The sequence below is a fragment of the Burkholderia mycopellens genome (assembly GCF_964265025.1).
GTDB lineage: Bacteria > Pseudomonadota > Gammaproteobacteria > Burkholderiales > Burkholderiaceae > Burkholderia.
The window spans coordinates 2,342,750-2,365,525 of the sequence record NZ_OZ183802.1 but is presented as its reverse complement, the minus strand read 5'-3'; the positions used below and the strand labels follow the sequence as shown (position 1 = coordinate 2,365,525).

The 22,776-nt window shown below is 62.6% G+C and carries 22 protein-coding genes and 1 pseudogene; 10 read left to right on the top strand and 13 right to left on the bottom strand.

The window, feature by feature from the left end; all coding sequences use genetic code 11:
• Positions 1-76 precede the first annotated feature (76 nt).
• The 5 genes from ACPTTC_RS10890 (at position 77) to ACPTTC_RS10870 (ending at position 3,310) form a co-directional block, all read left to right on the top strand.
• On the top strand, positions 77-802 hold the full coding sequence (locus tag ACPTTC_RS10890) for a hypothetical protein (protein WP_423392483.1): 726 nt from the start codon (positions 77-79) through the stop codon (positions 800-802).
• 21 nt (positions 803-823) lie between these two features.
• Complete coding sequence (locus ACPTTC_RS10885) at positions 824-1,648, top strand: hypothetical protein (protein ID WP_423392482.1); 825 nt, start codon at positions 824-826, stop codon at positions 1,646-1,648.
• 34 nt (positions 1,649-1,682) lie between these two features.
• Positions 1,683-2,258, top strand: coding sequence for a hypothetical protein (locus tag ACPTTC_RS10880; protein WP_423392481.1), 576 nt, complete (start codon positions 1,683-1,685; stop codon positions 2,256-2,258).
• 64 nt (positions 2,259-2,322) lie between these two features.
• Positions 2,323-3,156, top strand: coding sequence for a competence protein CoiA (locus ACPTTC_RS10875; RefSeq protein WP_423392480.1), 834 nt, complete (start codon positions 2,323-2,325; stop codon positions 3,154-3,156).
• Between the two features lie 31 nt (positions 3,157-3,187).
• Positions 3,188-3,310: a hypothetical protein gene (locus ACPTTC_RS10870; protein WP_423392479.1), complete on the top strand. Its 123-nt coding sequence runs from the start codon at positions 3,188-3,190 to the stop codon at positions 3,308-3,310.
• A gap of 631 nt (positions 3,311-3,941) precedes the next feature.
• Here ACPTTC_RS10870 and ACPTTC_RS10865 read toward each other — a convergent pair.
• Positions 3,942-5,009 carry a hypothetical protein gene (locus ACPTTC_RS10865; protein ID WP_423392478.1) on the bottom strand — a complete coding sequence of 356 codons (1,068 nt, stop codon included), beginning with the start codon at positions 5,007-5,009 and terminating at the stop codon, positions 3,942-3,944.
• A gap of 302 nt (positions 5,010-5,311) precedes the next feature.
• A complete protein-coding gene (locus ACPTTC_RS10860) occupies positions 5,312-5,524 on the bottom strand; it encodes a helix-turn-helix transcriptional regulator (RefSeq protein WP_175808331.1) in 213 nt (70 codons plus the stop codon).
• 695 nt (positions 5,525-6,219) lie between these two features.
• Between ACPTTC_RS10860 and ACPTTC_RS10855 the strand changes: the two genes are divergently transcribed.
• On the top strand, positions 6,220-6,846 hold the full coding sequence (locus tag ACPTTC_RS10855) for a DUF47 domain-containing protein (protein WP_174388121.1): 627 nt from the start codon (positions 6,220-6,222) through the stop codon (positions 6,844-6,846).
• 10 nt (positions 6,847-6,856) lie between these two features.
• Entirely contained in the window at positions 6,857-7,867 is a 1,011-nt protein-coding gene (locus ACPTTC_RS10850; protein ID WP_423392477.1) for an inorganic phosphate transporter, read from the top strand.
• 133 nt (positions 7,868-8,000) lie between these two features.
• Here the strand turns inward: ACPTTC_RS10850 and ACPTTC_RS10845 are convergent, their stop codons facing one another.
• Complete coding sequence (locus ACPTTC_RS10845; RefSeq protein WP_423392476.1) at positions 8,001-9,095, bottom strand: C40 family peptidase; 1,095 nt, start codon at positions 9,093-9,095, stop codon at positions 8,001-8,003.
• A gap of 237 nt (positions 9,096-9,332) precedes the next feature.
• Positions 9,333-11,135, bottom strand: a complete 1,803-nt coding sequence (locus ACPTTC_RS10840) for a PhoH family protein (RefSeq protein WP_423392475.1) — start codon at positions 11,133-11,135, stop codon at positions 9,333-9,335.
• On the opposite strand from ACPTTC_RS10840, the pseudogene ACPTTC_RS10835 reads away from it, so the two are divergent.
• A pseudogene (locus ACPTTC_RS10835) lies at positions 11,031-11,275 on the top strand (hypothetical protein); the annotation flags it as partial. The gene ACPTTC_RS10840 and the pseudogene ACPTTC_RS10835 overlap by 105 nt on opposite strands.
• Before the next feature lie 192 nt (positions 11,276-11,467).
• Here the strand turns inward: ACPTTC_RS10835 and ACPTTC_RS10830 are convergent.
• From ACPTTC_RS10830 to ACPTTC_RS10790, 9 genes are all read right to left on the bottom strand, one after another.
• Complete coding sequence (locus tag ACPTTC_RS10830) at positions 11,468-11,929, bottom strand: peroxiredoxin (protein WP_009694041.1); 462 nt, start codon at positions 11,927-11,929, stop codon at positions 11,468-11,470.
• Between the two features lie 108 nt (positions 11,930-12,037).
• A complete protein-coding gene (locus tag ACPTTC_RS10825; RefSeq protein WP_089456348.1) occupies positions 12,038-12,934 on the bottom strand; it encodes a polysaccharide deacetylase family protein in 897 nt (298 codons plus the stop codon).
• Between the two features lie 13 nt (positions 12,935-12,947).
• Positions 12,948-14,003, bottom strand: coding sequence for a bifunctional UDP-4-keto-pentose/UDP-xylose synthase (locus ACPTTC_RS10820; RefSeq protein WP_006482864.1), 1,056 nt, complete (start codon positions 14,001-14,003; stop codon positions 12,948-12,950).
• Entirely contained in the window at positions 14,000-14,947 is a 948-nt protein-coding gene (locus tag ACPTTC_RS10815; RefSeq protein ID WP_423392474.1) for a formyltransferase, read from the bottom strand. Before ACPTTC_RS10815 ends, ACPTTC_RS10820 begins: the two co-directional genes overlap by 4 nt.
• Entirely contained in the window at positions 14,944-15,981 is a 1,038-nt protein-coding gene (locus ACPTTC_RS10810; protein ID WP_423392473.1) for a glycosyltransferase, read from the bottom strand. The genes ACPTTC_RS10815 and ACPTTC_RS10810 overlap by 4 nt, the downstream gene beginning before the upstream one ends.
• 6 nt (positions 15,982-15,987) lie before the next feature.
• The gene (locus tag ACPTTC_RS10805; RefSeq protein WP_423392472.1) at positions 15,988-17,139 is read right to left on the bottom strand and encodes a DegT/DnrJ/EryC1/StrS family aminotransferase; all 1,152 of its coding nucleotides are present in this window, start codon (positions 17,137-17,139) and stop codon (positions 15,988-15,990) included.
• 134 nt (positions 17,140-17,273) lie between these two features.
• Complete coding sequence (locus ACPTTC_RS10800; protein WP_423392471.1) at positions 17,274-17,645, bottom strand: EamA family transporter; 372 nt, start codon at positions 17,643-17,645, stop codon at positions 17,274-17,276.
• Positions 17,646-17,658: 13 nt separating this feature from the next.
• On the bottom strand, positions 17,659-19,335 hold the full coding sequence (locus tag ACPTTC_RS10795) for a glycosyltransferase family 39 protein (protein WP_423392470.1): 1,677 nt from the start codon (positions 19,333-19,335) through the stop codon (positions 17,659-17,661).
• 124 nt (positions 19,336-19,459) lie between these two features.
• Entirely contained in the window at positions 19,460-19,834 is a 375-nt protein-coding gene (locus ACPTTC_RS10790; RefSeq protein WP_012328660.1) for an Mth938-like domain-containing protein, read from the bottom strand.
• A 314-nt stretch (positions 19,835-20,148) separates the two neighbouring features.
• On the opposite strand from ACPTTC_RS10790, the gene ACPTTC_RS10785 reads away from it, so the two are divergent.
• Both ACPTTC_RS10785 and ACPTTC_RS10780 read left to right on the top strand, forming a co-directional pair.
• Complete coding sequence (locus tag ACPTTC_RS10785; RefSeq protein ID WP_021156506.1) at positions 20,149-21,387, top strand: pyridoxal phosphate-dependent aminotransferase; 1,239 nt, start codon at positions 20,149-20,151, stop codon at positions 21,385-21,387.
• 52 nt (positions 21,388-21,439) lie between these two features.
• Positions 21,440-22,768 carry a homoserine dehydrogenase gene (locus ACPTTC_RS10780; RefSeq protein ID WP_423392469.1) on the top strand — a complete coding sequence of 443 codons (1,329 nt, stop codon included), beginning with the start codon at positions 21,440-21,442 and terminating at the stop codon, positions 22,766-22,768.
• The last annotated feature ends 8 nt before the right edge of the window (positions 22,769-22,776 follow it).

The window sequence follows — 22,776 nt, the reverse complement described above, 5'->3', positions numbered from 1 at the left end:
GGCCAGAGTCCCATCTGAGATGTGTCATGATAGTGCATAGGGGTGGCCGTTCGAATTCAGGTAATCGGAGACGAGGATGACGGGACGTTCCACCAAGAACCAGAAGAAGCAGGAGCAGGAAAAACGCGTGTTCGAAATGTTCGCACACGATTTCGAACTGCCTGCCGGGGAAATCATCTACGGTGATAAGCCTGATGTCATCATCAATGGGCAGCGTAAGATTGGCATTGAGATTACAGACTTGTACCTTGCCGATGGAAACGATCCAGACAGCGAGCAGGTGCAGCGACGGCACCGTGACGCAGCAGTCCTGCAAGCACAAAGATTGTATCGGGAAGCTGGCGGGCGCTCGACAGAGCTTCATTTCGCCTTCGGTTTCGACAAACCTATCCGTAAGATTGAGCCGCTTGCAAAGGCAATCGCGGAGCTAGGGCTTCGTATCGAAAGCGGACCGTCCGGCAACGTTCCTGATGACATGCTTGAGCACATTCCTGAATTGACTTGGGCATTCTGGAATGGTCGAGAATATCCTGATGCCAGATGGCGGGTTACGCAAAGCTATGCTACGCCCTTGCTCTCGTTGCCGCGTATTGAAAAGGCCATAGCCGATAAAACGGAACTGGCGAAGGCGTACCAAGCGTGCGACGCGTACTGGTTGTTGATGGTCGTAAATTTCTGGAATCCGGCATCCGATCAGGACATTTCTTGGCCGGAAGGAGCGACAGTTCACGCGGGAGCCTTCGAACGAATACTGCTCTACAGGACGCATTTTGCGCCCTTCCAAGTGCCGACGCGGCGATAACGTAGGCAGACCGAGGGACGTATGACGCCAGAAAAATACAAGGAAACTCTCGCCGGGTTCGACGCGCTGATCGGTCATGCTCACGCACTCTGTAGCCGACTGACGGGCCGTCCAATTGACGGGTTGCACTTGGCGTATGTCGATACGATCTACACGAAGCTGATTTGCCACGGCATCAGTTTGCGGCGGCTTTCGCCAACTCTTGACGCCAGAATCCCGCAGGAGCTTTGGGATTTGCCGTCCGCGTGCGCCGTGGCGCGTTCATTGATCGAAGCGTACGACGCCTTGGCCTACATAGGTGCGCGGGATATCAGCGCGGCTGAGCGTGACTTTCGCATCTTGCTTTGGGACGCACATGACCAGGAGCGCCGCCTGACGATGCTCGAAAAAATCGGATCGGTCGATGCGCGTGTCGATGAGATTCGCCGGAATTCCGCTGCGCTCAAGGAGCAGATCAAATCGCACGAGTGCTTCGCGAATGCAACGAAGGATTTACAAGCGCGCATGACTAGAGGGGAGCCGTTTCACCTTACGCAGAAGGAGCTAAATCTAGCGCACGGCATCAATCACGATTTCTACTTGGCAGCCACGATGTTCCTGTCACAGTACGTGCATACCTATCCGTTTGCGATCCACCAACTGATGAACGCGAAGGCGGGCGATCCCGATTCAATCAGACTGTCATCGATGCCGCTGCGCTACACGATGCCGTTCATCGTGACGGCTATCGACACCATGACCGCACTGTGGCCGGAGGCGCAGAGCGAATTGAACGACGATTTGGTCATACTCATTCGTCAGTGGCGGCACGTTGCGGAACAGGGCGTGGCGAACTTTGACGAATAGGTACCGGCCCGCACGCCCCCGACCATTCTGCCGCATGCCAATCAATCCGAATCCCACGCCGCAAGATAGGGCCGCGATGCAGGCCATCGATGACTTGATAAGCGCGGAAAAGCTGAGTGACGTGAAGAAGATATGCAAGCAGGCGGTGATTACCGAAACCGCCTTCGGCGACCTTATCGCGGCTTGCGATTCGGGCCGCCTGCATCCTTGGACACACCACATTTCATATCGCGACTTCTTGCCGAATTGGCAGTGGACCGAGAAAGATGCGAAGAGGCTCGGGGACATGAACAACGGTCCATTGACCGCCACGCAAACGAAGGTGATGCGCAAGTGGTACCAGTTTCTCGAAGAGCGCCGGTATCTTGTCGGTCACATCTTCTACTGGCCCGATCATTCGAAGTGGCTGTTCTTCTATTTCGACAACCGTGACGTGTGGCAATACGACAACCACTTCGACTACGGACCACACATGCATTTCATGAATCATCTGTGGCCCGGTAAGACGGCCGAATCGGTCTGGAACGAGTTCAGGAACGGCAACCCGAAGATGAAAGGTGCCGAGCACATCCGATTCGATCGCCCATACAGAGGCCCGCCACAAATATGAACCTGTGGGCGTGGCTCGATGCAACTTAGTTGCGACAACAAATCAGGTGCGAAGGGGACGACAGGTGCAGTTCGCTATTGTTGAAAATCAGCGCAGCGAGGCGTTTCCGGGCGGCCAAGGTGTTTGCCCGACATGCGGCGCGGCCACCATTGCGAAATGCGGCCCGCGCGTCATGCATCATTGGGCGCATGCTAGCCGCCGCGACTGTGATCCGTGGTGGGAGAGCGAAACGCCGTGGCATCGCGAGTGGAAAAACCTATTTCCAGCGGCTTGCCGAGAAATTTCGCACGTTGCGCCTGACGGCGAAATCCATCGAGCGGACATCAAGACGCCGACAGGCATCGTTGTCGAAATGCAACATTCCGCCATGACCGATGCCGAGCGGAATTCCCGCGAAGTGTTCTACCGGAATCTCGTATGGGTCATCGACGGGCGCGGATTCCGGCAGAACTTCGACATTTACCACGCGCTGCCGGACCCGGCGTCGGAGTTGGCGCGCGATCTGGTTTGGGCGAAAGCACGGCGAGGGTTGCGCGGTGCAGCTGGCGGGATGTTTTTTAGACTAACTGAGTGCCACGTACACAATCCGAACGCTACCAAGGCGGACTTGGGCGACGGTTTGCATCGAGTTCACTGGATAGATGAAATCGAAGAGGAGCTAGGGCGCGTGTATAGCGGGCACCATCAATACGATTGGGTTCGACCACGCGGCACTTGGCTTGATGCCGCATGCCCGGTCTACATCGATTTTGGCGAGGACTGGCTTGCACAACTCACGACGTATGACGAATCGGGGCTGCGCTGCATACGGTATGTCGCAAAGAGGAAATTCGTGCAGGATGCCATGGTCGAGACCGATGCCCGCGCTATCGCAACGCGTTTCTATCCGATCCGTTAGACGCTTGCAGGCGGGACATGCCTAGCGACGCATGTTGACGGCTGCGCAACGCGAAGAAATTAAGGCAAAGCTGGCGGCTGGTGCGACGGCGCGCGGACTCGCGAAGGAATACGGCGTGTCGCACCCGACGATCAGCAAGGCTGCTGCTGCGTGATCAACGCTAAGTTACAGTGCGCGATCTTCCGTCGTCCTTGCTCAGCGTGATCGGTGGCATTAATCTACGGTCCATCGACAGCGAGCGCCGATCAGGCTGGAATTCTGCCCCAATGCTATGTGCTGCGTGCGAACGTATGCAGTGGACTACTAGCCCCCATGGGCATCCCGGGCTAGTGGCATCGCACAATCCGACGAAGCTCCGTCCCCTAGGTCATCGTCCGCTGACGGTGCAGCGGTACAGGTGTCGGCAATGCGGGGCCAACTGGCTGCGTGAGTGTGACCCACTTCGGTCAGACGAAAGTGACTGGATTTGTCCGCATAGCGCGTTGTCAATTCTCGCTCCCACATCCTCTTCGGACACTCGCGCGCCGTGCCCGTCAGATGCTTCTGTTCCAATTCTCCCTGAGCCGCCAGCACTGCCCGAGGGTCTGACGCATCGCTTGATTTAGGCGACTCTTCGCGCGTGCACGATTCCTGATCGCTTCGGCGTTCAGCATCCGGTGATTAGCAATGCTACTGCTGCGTTATGACAGCATAGGTGCCGGGTGATCAGGTACCGAGCAGGCGGAATTTGAGCCGATACGAAAGGCGAGTGACCGCCCGGGGAATGCATACATTTTGCCTCGAAGTTAGCGCACTTTTTTCGTCGGGAGGGCGCTCGCCGCGTTATGCACTTCCGGCTTGGAAAATGCACACTCGGGGAAGATGCCTGACTCGCGCAACGCATCACAAGCGTTGATCCACAAAGCTTCCGGATTCCACCAACCCGCACGTTTCGCTTCCCAAAATGCACGAACGGGGATATCGGGGCGTTCTCGTTTGTACAGTGCGAGCGCCGCTTTTACCCCGATGTGGCGGCACATCGACAGAAAGGCTGTACGATCGAGTTCTGAAAGGTTGGGGCCAGCGTTACACGTCAGGTCAGCAAACCGAAACCGTGCGAAGCGGTTTGGCAGAGTCGAAAGTTCGTGTGGCCTGTAGCCGCGCAGCCTCATTGCACGTACTTCGACGCGGGTGACTTCGTGACCATCGCGCGCGCGCATGAAGCGCTTGACCGAATTCTTATGCAGTTCATCACGTCCGCGACTATTTTCAACAACATTCACTAGCGCCGCATGGATGCGTTCCGTCCGCTTGTCATACACCGCCTGAATATAATCACTGTTTACGCTGCCGAAATTGTACCCTTCTATTTTACCATTACTCCCAATACGCTTCCCGAAAACGGTGTGGCGCTGCGCGTGCTGATACGTTACAAGAAGATCGTCAATGCTGATGTTGTCGATGTCAACTGCAAAATCGGCGCGGTTGAGGATGGGTGATTTAATCAGCTCATGATAGTCACTCCCGATAATGCTGGCCATCACTTCGTGGAGCTTGCGCACCTGTGATGCCGTGAGGCGGGATGGATTCATTGTGACGTTGATTCCTCCTTTTTGGCGTTCGGGATTGATGGCTCCGATTTGTACGAGAATTTTCTGCTTGGATGACAGGACGATTTTGAACTTCTCGATGTAGCGAGTTTTGTACGATGGGAGAAATGCTTTCTCGCAGATGCCATTTTCTACTGCGATTTTGAGGCGATTCAAGATTGGCTGAAGGATCGCACGTTGCTCTTCGAGCGTGCAGTCGGCGGCAAGAGGAAGTACATAAACTAGGCGGTCAACAATGGGTTTGCCAACAGTTGGGAGGTCCATGATGATTGAGGTCGATACGTTGAATGTGGATGGGATGTAATTCGGATGGGCACATGGTGATTTGCTGCCAATGTATTTACTGTGGTGGAATAGGTTGGTGGATGAGGGTGTAACACTTACCCCCTTATTAGACGCGCGCGATGATGGGATTTGTTGTGTGTGTCTATCGTTTGGTTTGTGTTGAATGTGTGGTGATATAAAACTGATAGTGCCAATGTGTTATGTGGCGAAAAACAAAAAAGCCGTGCAAGGAGACTTGCACGGCTGAAGGATTTGTTGGCGTTTTTGGATGGGTTGGTCGCTTACTTCATCAACGAGGCGATATATTCGTTGATAACGAAACGAGGCCAGCCGCGTGCGCGAGATGAAATGTGAACCGGGCGCGGGAATTTTCCATCGCTAATTAACACGTAGAGAGTTGAGCGGCTGATGCCCATCAATTTTGCTACTTCCTTCGGACGAACGATGCAGTGATTGCGGTTATCTTCATCCATTGCTGCAACTGCTTGTTCCATTTGTTTCTCCTGTCAGGCTTGCGCTGCTACATCGCGCTTGCAGGTGCGCAGGAAGTACTAACTGCGTGGCGGAAAACCTCTTAGTGCGAGATTCCCGAACGCATACAAATGGCGTGTGCTCGCCCTTGCACGAGCGGCGAGTTGTTGGACGATGAGTCGTCCCGCTTGAGGCTTGTGAGGGTTTCTGTGCGCGCCGGTAGCCTCGGCGCGCACAAATGAATCGTACCGGAGTCTTTTGAAATATGCAAAAAATTTCTATTTTTCTGCCGTTGTTGATGTTTTGTGCATGATCGGCGTGATTCATCGCGCACAATGAGTCTTGCTAGCGTGGGGAGTCGCGTAATTCTCCACGTCGAACCGTCGAGCGCCGATGTTGCGGTTGATTGTGGTTTTGTCAGGATTCGCGGCTCAAGCGCTTTGGATGATGCTGTCAAAGGTGCGTGACTCGACCATGAACGTTGTTTCATTAACGTCAAGCGGAGCGGAGTCGGGTGTCGCGAACGTGAGTCGGGCTGTTGCGATCGTGGGCGGTGGCGCTGTGCTTTCCGGTACACTGTGCGCCGTCACAAATGTGTCACGCGTAGGCGTCTCACACGTGCAGCGCAACACTGGATTCGTAAAAAATCCGTATTACGTGCCAAGTTTTAGGGTGTTGCGCTCCTAACCAATTGATTTTACATAGTTTAATTGACTATATGTTCGGTCGTTTTATGCCCACCGAGGGCAAGTTCTTTGAACTCTTCAACGCGCACGCGAAGCACATCGTTTCCGGTGGCCGCGAGCTCGAACTGCTGATCGACAATCTCGCCGACGCCGAGATTCACAAGCAAAACGTGCAAATCGCCGAGAAGGCCGCCGACAAGCTCACGCACGAGGCGATCGATCTTCTGCACAAGACTTTCATCACGCCGCTCGATCGCGACGAGATCCACAAGCTGATCACGACGATGGACGACATCCTCGACCTGATGGAAGACGTCGCGACCGCCGTGTCGCTGTACGACGTCCGTTCCGTCACGTCGGAAGCGAGCCAGCTCGCGCACATCGTCACGCAGTCGGCCCAGCACGTGCAGCAGGCGGTCGGGTTGCTGTCCGACATGAAGCAGTCGGCGCAGATCCTCAAGCAGTGCGAGGAGATCGACCGCTGGGAGTCGGAGGCCGATCGCGTGCTGCGCGCGGCAATGTCGAAGCTGTTCCGCGAAGAGGATGACGTGAAGACGCTCATCAAGCTGAAGGCGATCTACGAACTGCTCGAAGAGATCACCGACAAGTGCGAAGACGTCGCGAACATCATCGAAGGCATCGTGCTGGAAAACGCCTGAGCGGACCACGATGCATTCGATACAACTTGCCCTATGGATGGTCGCGACGCTGGTGCTCGTCGCGCTCGTATTCGACTTCATGAATGGCTTTCACGACGCGGCGAACTCGATCGCCACCGTCGTGTCGACCGGGGTGCTGAAGCCCCAGCAGGCCGTCGTGTTCGCGGCGGCGTTCAACGTCATCGCGTATTTCATCTTCCACCTGAAAGTCGCGCAGACCGTCGGTAAAGGCACGATCGATCCCGAGATCGTCGACCACTACGTCGTGTTCGGTGCGCTGGTCGGTGCGATCGGCTGGAACGTGATCACGTGGTACTACGGGATTCCGTCGAGTTCGTCGCATGCCCTGATCGGCGGCCTGGTCGGCGCCGCGCTCGCCAAGTCGGGCTGGAGTGCGCTGAACATCGACGGGCTGCTGAAGACCATCGCATTCATCTTCATCTCGCCGCTGCTCGGTTTCATCCTCGGCTCGCTGTTCATGCTCGGCGTGTCGTGGCTGTATTTCCGCACCGCGCCCAGCAAGGTCGACCGGCGCTTCCGCCGGCTGCAACTGCTGTCGGCCGGGCTGTACAGCCTTGGCCACGGCGGCAACGACGCGCAGAAGACGATCGGCATCATCTGGATGCTGCTGATCGCGTCGGGCTATGCGTCGGCGACCGCCGATGCGCCGCCGGCGTGGGTGATCGGCGCGTGCTACCTGTCGATGGGCCTCGGCACGCTGTTCGGCGGCTGGCGCATCGTGCGCACGATGGGCCAGAAGATCACGAAGCTCAAGCCGGTCGGTGGTTTCTGTGCGGAAACCGGCGGCGCGATGACGCTGTTCCTCGCTTCGTTCCTCGGCATTCCGGTGTCGACCACACACACGATCACCGGCGCGATCGTCGGCGTCGGCGCGACGCAGAAGCTGTCGGCCGTGCGCTGGGGCGTGGCCGGCAACATCGTGTGGGCATGGGTGCTGACGCTGCCCGCGGCCGCGTTGTTCGCGGCCGGTGGATGGTGGCTCGGCCACCGGATCTTCTGATCGCCGATACTGTCGAGCAGACATGACATGCGCCGCAAGCCGAAAGGCTGCGGCGCATTTTCATTTGGCGTGCGGGAATAGGCGGCGAATGACGGGTGCAGTGGCGGCCGAGCGCAGGCGAGGGCGAAGCGGGCTAGTAGCTTCCGTTCGCGAATCGGGCAATCGGATCGTCTGCGGTGGCGGTGCGCGGGCTGACGGGCGCAGATTGGGTCGACGCGCGCCATACCTGAACAGGGGCGGGCTCGATACTGCGCGGTGACGCCGCGGCGGTGGCGGGCGGTGGTTCCGCATCGAAAGCGGCAGCCTGGGCGGCAGTCAGCGCCGTCGTCGGAATCTGCGTGCCGACCTCGGCCGGGCCTGACGGTGCGGCATTCGCCGTGATGGCAGTGATGCCTGTACCGTCATTCACCGACGTAGCCTGCTGCTGAGCCGTCTGCATGCGCGGCTGCGGAGGTTCATACGGGTCGGCCGACGCGGCTGCGGGGGCAACCGCTGCGGTCGATACGACCGGTGCGGCCGGCGTGACCGGTACAGATGCCTGGGGCGCGGCAGCTCGTGACGACGCATAGGCCGGCTGTCGCGGCGCGGCGGCAGTCACGACCACGGGAGCGGGCGCAACGACCGGCGCGCTGCGCGGCTCGTCACGCTTCGCCTCATAGGTCGGCGCATCGAACGGCGTAGGCGCCCCGCGCGGTGGCGCGACGCGGCGAATGCCGTCGAAACGCTTGGCCCAGTAAGGGTTCGTCAGGTAGTCGAGCCGCACGGTGCCGCCCGTCGACGGCGCGTTGACGAAGCGCAGCTTGCCGACATAGATGCCGACATGCGAATGCGGCCGCCCGGTCGTATTGAAGAAGATCAGGTCGCCCGGCGCGACCTGGTCGGGCTCGATCGATATGCCGCGGCCGCTCATGTCGGCCGTCGTGCGCGGCAGGTTCACGTCAGCCGCACGGCCGATCACGTAGCGCACGAGCCCGCTGCAGTCGAAGCCGCTCGTCGGTGTGTTGCCGCCCCAGCGATACGGGACGCCGACGAGGCTCATCGCCTGGATCGAGATTTCTTCCTGGCCGACGCTGTGATCGACGAACTTCGGGAAATTGGCGGGGGCGGGGAACGCGCGTGGCGTCGTGATCTTCATGCCCGAGGCGGGGCGCGATGCCGACTGCGGCGGCACGCTGGAGCAGGCCGCAAGCAGTGAAACGACAGCAACGGGAACCCAGATTCGAAGCATGGCAAGGCGGGCAAGCGCGGCGCGCTCGCGAATCGTATGACAACAGACAGACCCGATGGTAGACGCTCTGGCGGGGCTTAAGCAACTATTCTTGAGAATTTACTTGAAGTTTCGCGCGTAAACCGGGTTGTTGCGTGACGATGTGTTACCTGCGTTTTCGACCCCAAATAAAAACGGCGCTCCGGAAACGGAGCGCCGCGATGCGTCGAAAGCCGGCCGGGCGGCCGGCCTGTCGCGTTACAGGATGTCCGACGCGTAGTCGGCGAGCCGCGAGCGTTCACCACGCGCGAGCGTCACGTGGCCGCTGTGGCCCCAGCCCTTGAAGCGGTCGACGACGTACGTGAGACCCGAACTGCCTTCGGTCAGGTAAGGCGTGTCGATCTGCGCGATGTTGCCGAGGCACACGATCTTCGTGCCCGGGCCCGCGCGCGTGACGAGCGTCTTCATCTGCTTCGGCGTCAGGTTCTGCGCCTCGTCGATGATCAGGTACTTGTCGACGAACGTGCGGCCGCGCATGAAGTTCATGCTCTTCACCTTCAGGCGCGAACGGATCAGTTCCTGCGTCGCGGCACGACCCCATTCGCCGGCCGCGTCGTCGGTCTTCTGCAGCACTTCGAGGTTGTCGTCGAATGCGCCCATCCACGGCTGCATCTTCTCCTCCTCGGTGCCGGGCAGGAAACCGATGTCCTCGCCGACGGGCACGGTCGCACGCGTCACGATGATCTCGTTGTAGCGCTTGTCGTCGAGCACCTGCGCGAGGCCGGCCGCGAGCGCGACGAGCGTCTTGCCGGTGCCGGCCTGGCCGAGCAGCGTGACGAAGTCGATCTCGGGGTTCATCAGCAGGTTCAGCGCGAAGTTCTGCTCGCGGTTGCGCGCGGTGATGCCCCACACGTTGTTCTTGTGGTGACTGTAGTCGCGCAGCGTCTGCAGCAGCGCCGTCTTGCCGTTCAACTCGCGGACGATCGCGTGGAACGTCGGTTCGCCGTTCTGCGGCTCGAGATAGACGAACTCGTTGACGAGCATCGACGCGACGAGCGGGCCGGTCACGCGGTAATACGTGGTGCCCGTCTTCGTATCCTGCCAGCTCTCCATGCCCTTCGCGTGCTTGGTCCAGAAGTCCTGCGGCAGTTCGCGCACGCCGTTGTAGAGGAGATCCGAGTCCTCGAGAACCTGGTCGTTGAAGTAGTCTTCCGCGGGCAGGCCGAGCGCGTGCGCCTTGATCCGCATGTTGATGTCTTTCGACACCAGCACGACCTGGCGGTCGGGCCGGTCGCGTTGCAGCGCGCGCACGACGCCGAGGATCTGGTTGTCGGCCTTGCCTTCGGGCAAGCCTTCGATCGGCGCGATGTCGGCAAGCTTCGTCTGGAAGTACAGGCGACCGAGCGCCTCGCGGCTGCCGAGGCGCGACAGCGGAATGCCGGCCGTGATCGCACCGGCATCGGCGACGAGCGCGTCGAGCGTGCGGCTGACCTGGCGTGCGTTGCGCGCGACTTCGGACATCCCCTTCTTGTGGTTGTCGAGTTCCTCGAGCGTCATCATCGGCAGATAGACGTCGTGTTCCTCGAAGCGGAAGAGGCTGCTCGGGTCGTGCATCAGCACGTTGGTGTCGAGCACGAACAGTTTCTGCAGTTCGGCGTCGGCGGGCTTGCGGCCGCGCGATTTCGTCGCCGCGCCGGCATCGCGCGCCGGAGCGGCGGCCGGCTTGTCGGCGGCCGGCCGGTCGTTGCGCGCGACGACCGGCGCCGCGGGTTCGGCGGGCGCCGGCATCGGCTGCAACAGTGCGGCCGTCTGCTTGGTCTTGCGGCCGCGTGCGGGTGCGCTCGCGGCATCTTGCGTCGAAGACGCGACGGCGCGCAGCGGCGCGGCCGTGTTCGCGGCTTCGATCATCGGTTGGGCCACGCTGGCCGGACCATAGTCACCGGCTGTGGATGCGTCCCCTTCGGCGGATTTCTTCGCGGCTTTCGCGGGCCGCGCTTTCGCCTTGTATTCGTCGGGCGGCAGCAGGCTGCCGAGCTTGCTGGGGGGAGTAGGCAAAGGCATGGTGTCCCTCGGGAGGAATCGTGTCGCAAGGCGTGCGCCGCTGATCGCATCCTGCGTGACGTAGACGCATGCAGTTTGCGCGCGGTGGCGCACAGGAAGTTCGTCTAGCCGGTTCGCCTAAGTGTCGATCAGCTCCTTGACGGGGTGAGGGCCGGACCGAGGGCCGGCGCGCAATCCATAAAAAAAGCCGCTGCCCCGTCGACAGGGACATGCGGCTCGGCTGATACCGTCGTGATGCGCGTCAGGTGCCGGGAAGCGTCGCATCGGGCACCGGCGCAGCTACGAGAAATATGGGGCGAACTGGCATTCATTGCGGCCCAATATAACGCGCCTCAAAGCGCTTGTACAGCACTTAGCACGTCGTCCACATGGCCCGGTACCTTGATGCCGCGCCATGCCTGGCGAAGCACGCCGTCGGCGTCGATCAGGAACGTCGAGCGCTCGATTCCGCGCACTTCCTTGCCATACATTTTCTTCATCTTGATGACATCGAACAGCGCGCACAGCGCTTCGTCGGCGTCGGAAATCAGCGGGAAGGGCAGTTCGAGCTTTGCCTTGAAATTGTCATGCGAGCGCAGGCTGTCGCGCGACACGCCGATGACTTCCGCACCGGCTTTCTTGAACTTCGGATAGAGATCGCGGAACTGCAGCCCTTCGGTCGTGCAGCCGGGCGTGTTGTCCTTCGGATAGAAGTACAGCACGAGCTTCTTGCCCCTCAGGTCGGACAGCGAAATGTCGCCGCCCGTGGCCGGTGCGGTGAAATCGGGAACTTGACGGTCAACTTCGACAGACACGTGTTTCTCCTGTTGTTATGGAAAAGCGCCGCGGCGGCGGCGCGGTTCGGCGGGGCGTCGCGGCGGCGCCGCAAGGATGCGGCGGGCGACGCCGGCTCGCGCGCGAACTCAGTCGGGCTGGACGATCAGTTCGCCGGAGCGGCCGGGGATTTCGCCCCACGTGACAGGGTACGATGGCAGCGAGTCGCGGTCCAGCGTCGCGTGGTAGTCGCCCATCGTCGCAAACGTGTGGCCTTGTGCGCGCCAGCCGGCGAGCAGTTGTTCGAACACGGGCGCGAGCTTCTGGCCTTCCAGTTCCGCATGCAGCGTGAACACCTGGTCGTGCGGATTGGTTTCGGTGAACTTGAGGATGTGCGCGGCGACGTTGTGCGTGTCGATGCCGTCGATGCCGAGCACTTCGTCGAGCGTCGGCAGCGTGGTGGGCATCTGCACGTGCGACAGCGTGCGGCCGTTGACGACGGGCAGGTACGGCGAATGGCCGCGGCCGTCGGATGCGTAGCGCATCCCCCATGCGTCGATCTGCTCGAACGCGGAATCGTTCATCTGCCAGCCGGCCGCGCCGTGCGTGACGGGCGGCGCGCCGAAGACCTCGATGAAGCGCGCGTGGCTCTTCTGCATTTCACGTGCAGTCCAGTCGCGATCCCGCGCGCGGACGTTGTCCTGCCAGTACACGTGATCCCACGTGTGGATCCCGCATTCGAAGCCGGCCTCGTGGATCGCGCGCATGTCGGCGATCGCGCGGCGGCCGATGTCGGGGCCCGGCAGCAGCACGCCGTACATCAGCTGCTTCACGCCGTAGTGCTCGACCACCGACGTGCGCGACACCTTCTTCAGGAAGCCGGGGCGGAACACGCGCCGCAGCGCCCAGCCCGTGTGATCGGGCCCGAGGCTGAAGAGGAAGGTCGCGCGCGCATTGAAGCGGTCGAAGATGCGCGCGAGGTTCGGCACGCCTTCGCGCGTGCCGCGCAGCGTGTCGACGTCGATCTTGAGGACGATGCGAGCCAAGCGAACGTCCCGATCAGCCTTGCTGTTCGACGAGCGCGCGCGCGTCGGCAACGTGGCCGCGATACGCTTCGAAGATGTTGCGCAGCGCGTCGTCGAACGTCGCTTGCGGCGCCCAGCCGAGTTCCTGCATCGTGTTGTCGATCTTCGGCACGCGGTTCTGCACGTCCTGGTAGCCGTTGCCGTAGTAGGCGCCGGACGTCGTTTCGACGAGCTTCACCTGCTTGGCCGAATCGGCGTACTCGGGGAATTCCGCCGCCAGTTCGAGCATCTTGTGCGCGAGTTCCCGGACCGAGAAGTTGTTCTTCGGATTCCCGATGTTGTAGATCTTGCCCGACGCGACGCCGTCCTTGTTTTCGATGATCTTCATCAGCGCGCTGATGCCGTCGCCGATGTCGGTGAACGCGCGCTTCTGCGAGCCGCCGTCGACGAGGCTGATGTTCTCGCCGCGCACGATGTGGCCGAGGAACTGCGTGACCACGCGCGAGCTGCCTTCCTTCGGCGTGTAGATCGAGTCGAGGCCCGGGCCGATCCAGTTGAACGGACGGAACAGCGTGAAGTTCAGGCCTTCCATTCCGTAGCCCCAGATCACGCGGTCCATCAGCTGCTTCGAGCACGCGTAGATCCAGCGCGGCTTGTTGATCGGGCCATAGGTGAGGGCCGATGCATCCGGATCGAACTGCTCGTCCGAGCACATGCCGTAGACCTCGGAGGTCGACGGGAACACCAGGTGCTTGCCGTACTTGACGGCCGAACGCACGATCGGCAGGTTCGCCTCGAAGTCGAGTTCGAACACGCGCAGCGGCTGCTGGACGTAGGTGGCGGGCGTCGCGATCGCGACGAGCGGCAGGATCACGTCGCACTTCTTCACGTGATACTCGACCCACTCCTTGTTGATCGTGATGTCGCCTTCGAAGAAATGCATCCGCTCGTGGTTGACGAGGTCGCCCAGCCGATCGGTCTGCATGTCCATGCCGAACACTTCCCAATCGGTGGTTTCAAGAATGCGCTTCGACAGGTGATGGCCGATGAAGCCGTTCACACCCAGGATCAGGACTTTTTTTGCTTTCATGAATGACGGGAAGAATGAATGAACTGCGCGAATTCCGCGGGCGTCACGACGGTTTCGCTGCCGTCGCGCTGCTGCCACAGCTCGAGTATGGATAGGGCGCGGCTGTTGCCGCAGACGCCGAATAGCGCATTATCGCTTACGTGCAGGCCGGGCGGCAAATCTGCCGCGGCGGCCGCTACCGCGCTGCCGGGCGCCGCGAGGCGCGCGCGCGCGATCACGAAACGCGTGCCGTCGACGTCCGTAAACGCGCCCGGATACGGGGGCGCGACCGCGCGCACCAGGTTGTAGACCTGCGCGGCCGGCTTCGACCAGTCGACGCGGCCGTCCTCGGGCTTGCGCCCGCCGTAGTAGCTGCCGGTCGCGAGATCGTTCGGCAGGTGCGGCGCCTCGCCCGCGAGCAGCGCGGGCAGCACGCGCCAGAGCGTCTGCTCGGCGGCTACCGTGACCTTGTCGAACACCTGCGCGGCCGTGTCGTCCGGCAGGATCGGCACCGCGGTCTGGCCGATGATCGCGCCCGCGTCGGGCTTCGCGGCCATCTCGTGCAGCGTCGCGCCGGTTTCGGTTTCACCGTTCAGCACCGCCCAGTTGGTCGGTACCCGACCCCGGTATTTCGGCAGCAGCGAACCGTGCATGTTGTACGCGCCACGCGGCGCGATCGCGAGCAGGTCCACCGGCAGCATGTGCCGGTAGTAGAACGAGAAGATGAAGTCCGGCTGCGCGTCGGAAACCGCGCGGCGCAGCGCCGGATCGGCGGGATCGGCCGGCGTGACGACCGGAATGCCGTGCTCGGCTGCTACGGAAGCGACGCTGCCGAACCAGATGTTCTCGTTCGGGTTGTCCTCGTGCGTGACGACGAGCGCGACGTCGACGCCGCGCGCGAGCAGCACCTGCAGGCACCGGACGCCGACGTTGTGATACGCGAAGACGACTGCGCGCGGCTTCATTGCGCGGCCCCCGTGCGGTTCGCGCCGGCCGGCACCGCCGGCACGCCGTCGTGTTGCTCGAGCACGGCCTGGATCAGGTAGCGCGGCCGTGCGCGCACCTGCTGGTAGATGCGGCCGACGTATTCGCCGAGCAGGCCGAGCGCGAAGATGATCACGCCGAGCAGGAAGAACGTGATGGCGAACAGCGTGAACACGCCTTGCACTTCCGCGCCGACGATGAAGCGTCGCACGAGCAGCAGCACGAACAGCGCGGCGGAGCCGAGCGACAGGATCACGCCGATGAACGACAGCCACTGCAGCGGCACGACCGAGAAACCCGTCACGAGGTCGAAGTTCAACCGGATCAGGCTGTACAGCGAGTACTTCGACTCGCCGGCGAAGCGTTCCTCGTGCGCGACCTCGATCTCGGTCGGCTTCTGCGCGAACGTGTACGCGAGTGCGGGGATGAACGTGTTGACTTCGCCGCACACGTTGATCGTGTCGATGATGCGGCGGCTGTACGCACGCAGCATGCAGCCCTGGTCGGTCATCTTGATGCGCGTGATGCGCTCGCGCAGGCGGTTCATCATCTGCGATGCCTTGCGCCGCCACAGGCTGTCCTGGCGCTGCTTGCGGATCGAGCCGACGTAGTCGTAGCCCTCGCGCATCTTCGCGATCAGCTTGCCGATTTCCTCGGGCGGGTTCTGCAGGTCGGCGTCGAGCGTGATGACGATCTCGCCGCGCGATTGCGCGAAGCCGGCGAGGATCGCCATGTGCTGGCCGTAGTTGCCGTTGAGCAGCACGACGCGCGTCGTGTCGGGGCGCACGTGGAACTGATCGGCGAGCATTGCGGCCGAGCGGTCGCGGCTGCCGTCGTTGATCAGGATCACTTCGTATGACGTGTCGAGTGCGTCGAGCGCCGGATACAGCCGCGCGAACAGCGCGGCAAGGCCGTCTTCCTCGTTGTACACGGGGATGATGACCGATACTTCGGGTCGGCCGGCGTCCAGGTGCGCGGCGCCCGGATGCCCGGCGCGTGCTTCAAGGTGACTCATGTACGCTTATTTTCCGTATTGTTCGCAAATCTGGTTGATGGCGTCGACCACGCGACGCACGTCGCCTCCCGTCATCTGCGTGAAGAGCGGCAGCGTGACGGTCGACGCGCCGTACCGTTCGGCGTGGGGGAACATGCCCTCCTTGAAGCCGCGTGCACGGTACAGCGTGAAAAGATGGATCGCCGGGTAATGGATGCCCGTGCCGATGCCGCGTTCCTTCATCTGCGCCATGAACTCGGCGCGCGAGATCGTCAGCCGCTCGAGCGGCAGCGTGATCAGGAACATGTGCCAGTTGCCGTTCTCGAATTCGGCGATCGGCAGGCCGACGCCGAGCTTCACGGCCGCGCTGCCGTCGAACGCGGCGAAATAGGCGCGCGCCAGCGCGCGGCGCTGCGCGGTGAAGCGTTCGATGTGCGGCAGCTGGCCGAGGCCGACGCGTGCGGCGACGTCGGTCAGGTTGTACTTGCCGCCGAGCACGTCGCAGTCCATCCCGTCGAAGCCCGTGCGCGTGATGCCCTGCAGCCGGTATTTCTGCGCGAGCGTGGCTTCTTCCTCGTTGTTCAGCACGAGTGCGCCGCCTTCGATCGTCGTCAGGTTCTTGTTCGCGTGAAAGCTGAACGACACGATGTCGCCGATCGCGCCGATGCGCTTGCCGTTCCACGTCGAGCCGAACGCCTGCGCCGCATCCTCGATCACGCGCAGCTTGTGCGCGCGCGCAATCGCGTACAGGCGGTCCATGTCGACCGGCAGGCCGGACAGGAACACGGGGATGATCGCCTTCGTGCGCGGCGTGATCGCCTGCTCGAGCTTGTCGAGGTCGATGTTGCGCGTGACGGGATCGATGTCGGCGAACACGGGCGTCGCGCCGGTCTCGAGGATCACGTTGCTGGTCGAGACCCACGACGCCGGCGTCGTGATCACCTCGTCGCCGGCACCGACGCCCGCGATGCGCAGGCCGATCTCGAGCGTGCAGGTGCCCGAATTGAACGCGCGGACCGGACGGCCGCCGCAGTACTCGGACAGCGCCGCTTCGAATTTCTGGCTCTGCGGGCCGGTGGTGATCCAGCCCGAGCGCAGCACTTCGACGACGCCCTGGATGGTTTCCTCATCGATCTCGGGGCGGGTGAACGGCAGAAACGGAGCGGTAGTCTGGCTCATGGACGCTTTGGTCTGTAATGGCGTGTAATAAAAGGGTCGGGCGATCCCGGCCGAAACCGGCATTAAACACCGGTTGGCGGAATCGCACCGTGATTTTTTGTAGGCGGACGCTTAACGCACGCGGCGGGGCGCAATCAGCTTCGCGCGAGCACCAGCACGCCGATCAGGATGATGCCGATGCCGACGAGCCGCTGGACCGACAGCACTTCGCCGAACAGGTACCAGGCCGCGAACGCGTTGACGACGTAGCCGAGCGACAGCATCGGGTACGCGATCGACACGTCGACCCGCGACAGCCCGACGATCCAGACCACGACGCTCAGCACGTAGCAGCCGAGGCCGCCGATGATCGGCAATTGGGTCGCGATCTTCAGGCCGACCGGGATGATGTTCGCACGGCTGAATTCGAAGTGTCCAACGGCGTTGACGCCGGCTTTCAGCAGAAGTTGCGCACAGGCGTTGAGCATCACGCCGGTGATGATGCAGATGAACGAAACGGGATTCATGCGGCGGGCGTCCTTACGATTGCGGTTTCTCGACGATCACGCGGCGGTTGTCGCGCGCAATCACGCGCATCGGCACGCCTTGCTTGACCAGGGCGTCGTACTGGCCGGGCGGCATGATCGCGAGCGCATGGGTTTCCTGCTCCCAGCGCTTGACCCACTCGTCGACGGTCGGAATCCACTTGTTCGGCTCCATCGAGATCCCGAACGCGAGCTCGTCCTGGCGCTGGACCATGATCGTCGTGTGGCCCATGTAGAACGGGAACGTGTGATCGAGCATCTCGATCGAGTAGAACGGCGTATCGGCCGGCAGTTTCGCCAGTTCGGCGCGCACCGCCGGCGCGAGCAGCGCGCCCGAGCTGTAGCGGCCGAATTCATCGTGACCGGTGCCGCCGATCGTGCCGAACGCGAGCCAGGCGGCGCCAAATGCGGCGAGCGCGGCGGCGACGCCCGTGCGGCGGTTCAGCCATGCGGCCGCGAGCGTCAGCACGGCTGCGACCGCGAGGCCCGCGTACAGCCACATCTGGAACGCACGGTACAGCGCGTTCGGCGTGCGGGCGTCGCCCTGGTATGCGAGGAAGATGATCCCGAACGCCGCGACGACGAGGAACACGAGGTAGCCGAGCAGGTGGCGGCGGAACCGGTCGGCGCTCATCAGCGGCAGGTACGCGCCGATGATGAGCGCGAGCGCCGGCGCGACCGGCAGCACGTACGAGATCAGCTTCGAATGCGATGCGCTGAAGAACAGGAAGATGAATGCGCTCCAGGTCAGCAGCACGAGCATCGGCGAGAAACCGTTCGGCTGGCGCGGCATCCGCAGTGCGTGGCGGAGGCTCTGCCACGCGACCGACAGCCACGGCAGGAAGCCGACCAGCAGCACGGGCACGAAGTAGTAGAGCGGGCCCGGGCGGTTCTGTTCAGGGGTCAGGTACCGGCGGAACTGCTGGACGATGAAGAAGAAGTTGAAGAACTCGGGGTTGCGCTGCTGGACGAGCACGAACCACGGCGTGACGATCGCGAAGAAGATCACGAGGCCGCTCACCAGGTACAGGCGCTTCCAGAGCGCCCAGTCGCGTGCGATCAGCGTATAGAGCACGAGCACGGCGCCGGGCAGGATCAGGCCGACCAGGCCCTTCGACAGCACCGCGAACGCCATCGCGGCCCAGCATCCCCACATCCAGCCGCGCGCCACGGCCGGGCGCAGCCCGGGCCGCTGCGCGAGCAGCAGCGAGCACAGCGACAGCGACATCCAGAACGCGAGCCCCATGTCGAGCGCGTTGAAGTGGCCCATCAGGTTCCAGTAAGGCGACGACGCGAGCACGACGGCGGCGAGGAAGCCCGACAGCGGGTTGAACAGGCGCGCGCCGGTGTAGCCGACCAGCAGGATGCCGGCGAAGCTCGCGACGGCCGTGTAGAGGCGCGCCTGCCATTCGCCGATGCCGAACCACGCGAACGTGAGCGCGTTCAGCCAGGTCTGCAGCGGCGGCTTCTCGAAATACTTGTAGCCGTTGTAGCGCGGCGTGATCCAGTCGCCGGTGACGAACATCTCGCGCGCCATTTCCGCGTAGCGGCCTTCGTCGCTCGGGATCAGGTGGCGCAGCCCGAGCGGCGCGAACCAGACGATCGCGAGTGCGACGACGAGGAGGACGAGCGTGATGCGATTGAGCGGTAGCCTCGACGGCGTATCGTTCATGGATTTTCAGCCTGTTGGTTATTTTGACGGGCCGCCGGCGGGTTGCGCCGGAGGCGGGCGGCCTGGCCGGGGCGATCCGGAGGATCGACCCGCTGAGCCGGCCCGAGTTTTACCGCATCGGGGATTAACGTTCAATTAAGAGCGCGGCGGCGACTTTGCGGCCCTCGGCCATCAGGATGTTGTAGGTCCGGCAGGCAGCCTGGAAATCCATCGTCTCGACGCCGATCCGCTTGGCCGTGAGCGCCGCGACGAGCCGCGGGTGCGGGAAGCGCAGCCGCGCGCCGCTGCCGAAGATCACGAGTTCGGGCGTCGGGTCGAGCAGCATCGCGAAATGCTCGGGCGCGAGCGCGTCGAACGACGACACGGGCCATGCCTGGACCGGCGCGCCGGGCAGTACGATGACGCTCGTTTCGTGGCGTTCGAGATTGACGTCGACATAATCGGGGCCGTAGCCGGTGACGGTGTTGAGCGCGCCGCTCGTGTCCTGGTGCAGTTTCAAATCGGTATTCCGCGGTTCCGTAGGGGAATGTATCGCAGGGCCACACGGGCCCGGATGGCCGGTTTCGCTCGCCCGGGCACGCGGGACGCCTGACGGCGCGGGCCCGGCGCGGCTATGGTGCATTGCGAAAGTCGGCCAAAATCCGCTAAATTATAACTTTTTGGTCGCCCCCGGGCGCCACTTGCGTCGCGCGTCGCCACAAGCCGCGCCCGACCGCCCGCTTTTTCCCAGTCTAGACAGCGCGCACAGACCGGCCGCTTTCCAGTTTTGATCCCGTCCCCCGGCCGCAAGGCCAACCCAGGAACCGTGTCGTCGTGAAACCGATTCAGAAGTCGAACAAGCTGCTCAACGTCTGCTACGACATCCGTGGCCCGGTGCTCGAGCACGCGAAGCGCCTCGAGGAAGAAGGCCACCGCATCATCAAGCTGAACATCGGCAATCTCGCGCCGTTCGGTTTCGACGCGCCGGACGAAATCATCCAGGACATGATCCGCAACCTGCCGACGTCGTCCGGCTATTCGGATTCGAAGGGCGTGTTCTCGGCGCGCAAGGCCGTGATGCACTACACGCAGGAAAAGGGCGTCGTGGGCGTCGGCCTCGACGACATCTACATCGGCAACGGCGCGTCCGAGCTGATCGTGATGGCGACCCAGGCGCTGCTGAACGACGGCGACGAAGTGCTGCTGCCCGCGCCCGACTACCCGCTATGGACGGCCGCGGTCAGCCTGTCGGGCGGCACGCCGGTGCATTACATCTGCGACGAGCAGAACGCGTGGATGCCCGATCTCGACGACATCCGCCGCAAGATCACGCCGAACACGAAGGCGATCGTCGTGATCAACCCGAACAACCCGACGGGCGCGCTTTATTCGGACGAATTGCTGCTCGAGCTGCTCGAGATCGCGCGCCAGCACGGGCTCATCGTGTTCGCCGACGAGGTGTACGACAAGATCGTCTACGACGGCCTCGAGCACACGGCGCTGGGTTCGCTGTCGGAGGACGTGATTACCGTCACGTTCAACAGCCTGTCGAAGAGCTATCGCTCGTGCGGCTACCGAGCGGGCTGGATGGCCGTGTCGGGCCTCGGCGGCGACAACCGCCGGCGCGCGAAGGATTATCTCGAGGGGCTCGGCATCCTGTCGTCGATGCGCCTGTGCGCGAACGTGCCCGGGCAGTTCGCGATCCAGACGGCGCTCGGCGGCTACCAGAGCATCAACGAACTGATCGTGCCGAGCGGGCGCCTGTACAAGCAGCGCGAGCTCGCGTACGACATGCTCACGTCGATCCCGGGCGTGACCTGCGTGAAGCCGCAGGCCGCGCTGTACATGTTCCCGCGCCTCGACCCGAAGCTTTATCCGATCCAGAACGACCAGCAGTTCATTCTCGACCTGCTGCTCGAGGAGCGCGTATTGCTCGTACAGGGCACGGGCTTCAACTGGACGACGCCGGATCACTTCCGCGTGGTCTTCCTGCCGAACCTCGACGACCTGACCGATTCGATCAACCGGATCGCACGCTTCCTCGACGGCTACCGCAAGCGCCATTCGGCCTGAGCGGCAGAACCACACGACACTCACTAATTCTTACTCAGCGATCACACGCAGCATGGAACCGATCAAAGTTGGCCTGTTGGGCTTCGGCACGGTGGGCAGCGGCACCTTCACGGTGCTGGGCCGCAACCAGGAAGAAATCAAGCGACGCGCGGGGCGCGGCATCGAGGTGACGCGCATTGCGGTGCGCAACCCGGCCAAGGCGCTGGCAGCGCTCGGCGGCAACGCCGGCGACGCGCAGATCACCGACGATTTCAACGCAGTCGTCGATGATCCGTCGATCGCGATCATCGCCGAGATGATCGGCGGCACGGGCATCGCACGCGAGCTCGTGCTGCGCGCGATCGCGAACGGCAAGCACGTCGTGACGGCCAACAAGGCGCTGCTCGCGGTGCACGGCACCGAGATTTTCGAGGCCGCGCGCGCGAAGGGCGTGATGGTCGCGTTCGAGGCGGCCGTCGCCGGCGGCATCCCGATCATCAAGGCGCTGCGCGAAGGCCTGACCGCGAATCGCATCCAGTACATCGCGGGCATCATCAACGGCACGACCAACTACATCCTGTCGGAAATGCGCGATCGCGGGCTCGACTTCGCGACCGCGCTGAAGGCCGCGCAGGAGCTCGGCTACGCGGAAGCCGATCCGACCTTCGACATCGAAGGCGTCGACGCCGCGCACAAGGCGACGATCATGAGCGCGATCGCGTTCGGCGTGCCGGTGCAGTTCGAGCGCGCGTACGTCGAGGGCATCAGCAAGCTCGACGCAACCGACATCCGCTACGCGGAAGAACTCGGCTACCGGATCAAGCTGCTCGGCATCACGCGCCGCACCGAGCGCGGCATCGAGCTGCGCGTGCACCCGACGCTGATTCCGGAGAAGCGCCTGCTCGCGAACGTCGAGGGCGCGATGAACGCGGTCGTCGTGCACGGCGATGCGGTCGGCACGACGCTGTACTACGGCAAGGGCGCGGGCGCGGAGCCGACCGCATCGGCCGTGGTCGCGGATCTCGTCGACGTCACGCGCCTGCACACGGCCGACCCGGAGCATCGCGTGCCGCATCTCGCGTTCCAGCCGGACAGCCTGTCGAACACGCCGATCCTGCCGATCGAGGAAGTCACGAGCGGCTACTACCTGCGCCTGCGGGTGGCCGACCAGACGGGCGTGCTCGCCAACATCACGCGCATCCTCGCCGAATCGGGCATCTCGATCGACGCGCTGCTGCAGAAGGAATCGGAGCAGATCGACGGCGCGAACGGCGAGACCGACATCATCCTGATCACGCACGAGACGCTCGAGAAGCGCGTCAACACGGCGATCGCGCAAATCGAGAGCCTCGCGACGGTCGTGTCGAAGGTGACGAAGCTGCGCATGGAAGCGCTGAACTGAGCTGAGGA

Coding starts and splice junctions, on each gene's coding strand:
- ACPTTC_RS10890 (WP_423392483.1), top strand. CDS start 77: ATGACGGGACGTTCCACCAAGAACCAGAAGAAGCAGGAGCAGGAAAAA.
- ACPTTC_RS10885 (WP_423392482.1), top strand. CDS start 824: ATGACGCCAGAAAAATACAAGGAAACTCTCGCCGGGTTCGACGCGCTG.
- ACPTTC_RS10880 (WP_423392481.1), top strand. CDS start 1,683: ATGCCAATCAATCCGAATCCCACGCCGCAAGATAGGGCCGCGATGCAG.
- ACPTTC_RS10870 (WP_423392479.1), top strand. CDS start 3,188: ATGTTGACGGCTGCGCAACGCGAAGAAATTAAGGCAAAGCTGGCGGCT.
- ACPTTC_RS10865 (WP_423392478.1), bottom strand. CDS start 5,009: ATGGACCTCCCAACTGTTGGCAAACCCATTGTTGACCGCCTAGTTTAT.
- ACPTTC_RS10860 (WP_175808331.1), bottom strand. CDS start 5,524: ATGGAACAAGCAGTTGCAGCAATGGATGAAGATAACCGCAATCACTGC.
- ACPTTC_RS10855 (WP_174388121.1), top strand. CDS start 6,220: ATGTTCGGTCGTTTTATGCCCACCGAGGGCAAGTTCTTTGAACTCTTC.
- ACPTTC_RS10850 (WP_423392477.1), top strand. CDS start 6,857: ATGCATTCGATACAACTTGCCCTATGGATGGTCGCGACGCTGGTGCTC.
- ACPTTC_RS10845 (WP_423392476.1), bottom strand. CDS start 9,095: ATGCTTCGAATCTGGGTTCCCGTTGCTGTCGTTTCACTGCTTGCGGCC.
- ACPTTC_RS10840 (WP_423392475.1), bottom strand. CDS start 11,135: ATGCCTTTGCCTACTCCCCCCAGCAAGCTCGGCAGCCTGCTGCCGCCC.
- ACPTTC_RS10820 (WP_006482864.1), bottom strand. CDS start 14,003: ATGAAAGCAAAAAAAGTCCTGATCCTGGGTGTGAACGGCTTCATCGGC.
- ACPTTC_RS10815 (WP_423392474.1), bottom strand. CDS start 14,947: ATGAAGCCGCGCGCAGTCGTCTTCGCGTATCACAACGTCGGCGTCCGG.
- ACPTTC_RS10810 (WP_423392473.1), bottom strand. CDS start 15,981: ATGAGTCACCTTGAAGCACGCGCCGGGCATCCGGGCGCCGCGCACCTG.
- ACPTTC_RS10805 (WP_423392472.1), bottom strand. CDS start 17,139: ATGAGCCAGACTACCGCTCCGTTTCTGCCGTTCACCCGCCCCGAGATC.
- ACPTTC_RS10800 (WP_423392471.1), bottom strand. CDS start 17,645: ATGAATCCCGTTTCGTTCATCTGCATCATCACCGGCGTGATGCTCAAC.
- ACPTTC_RS10795 (WP_423392470.1), bottom strand. CDS start 19,335: ATGAACGATACGCCGTCGAGGCTACCGCTCAATCGCATCACGCTCGTC.
- ACPTTC_RS10780 (WP_423392469.1), top strand. CDS start 21,440: ATGGAACCGATCAAAGTTGGCCTGTTGGGCTTCGGCACGGTGGGCAGC.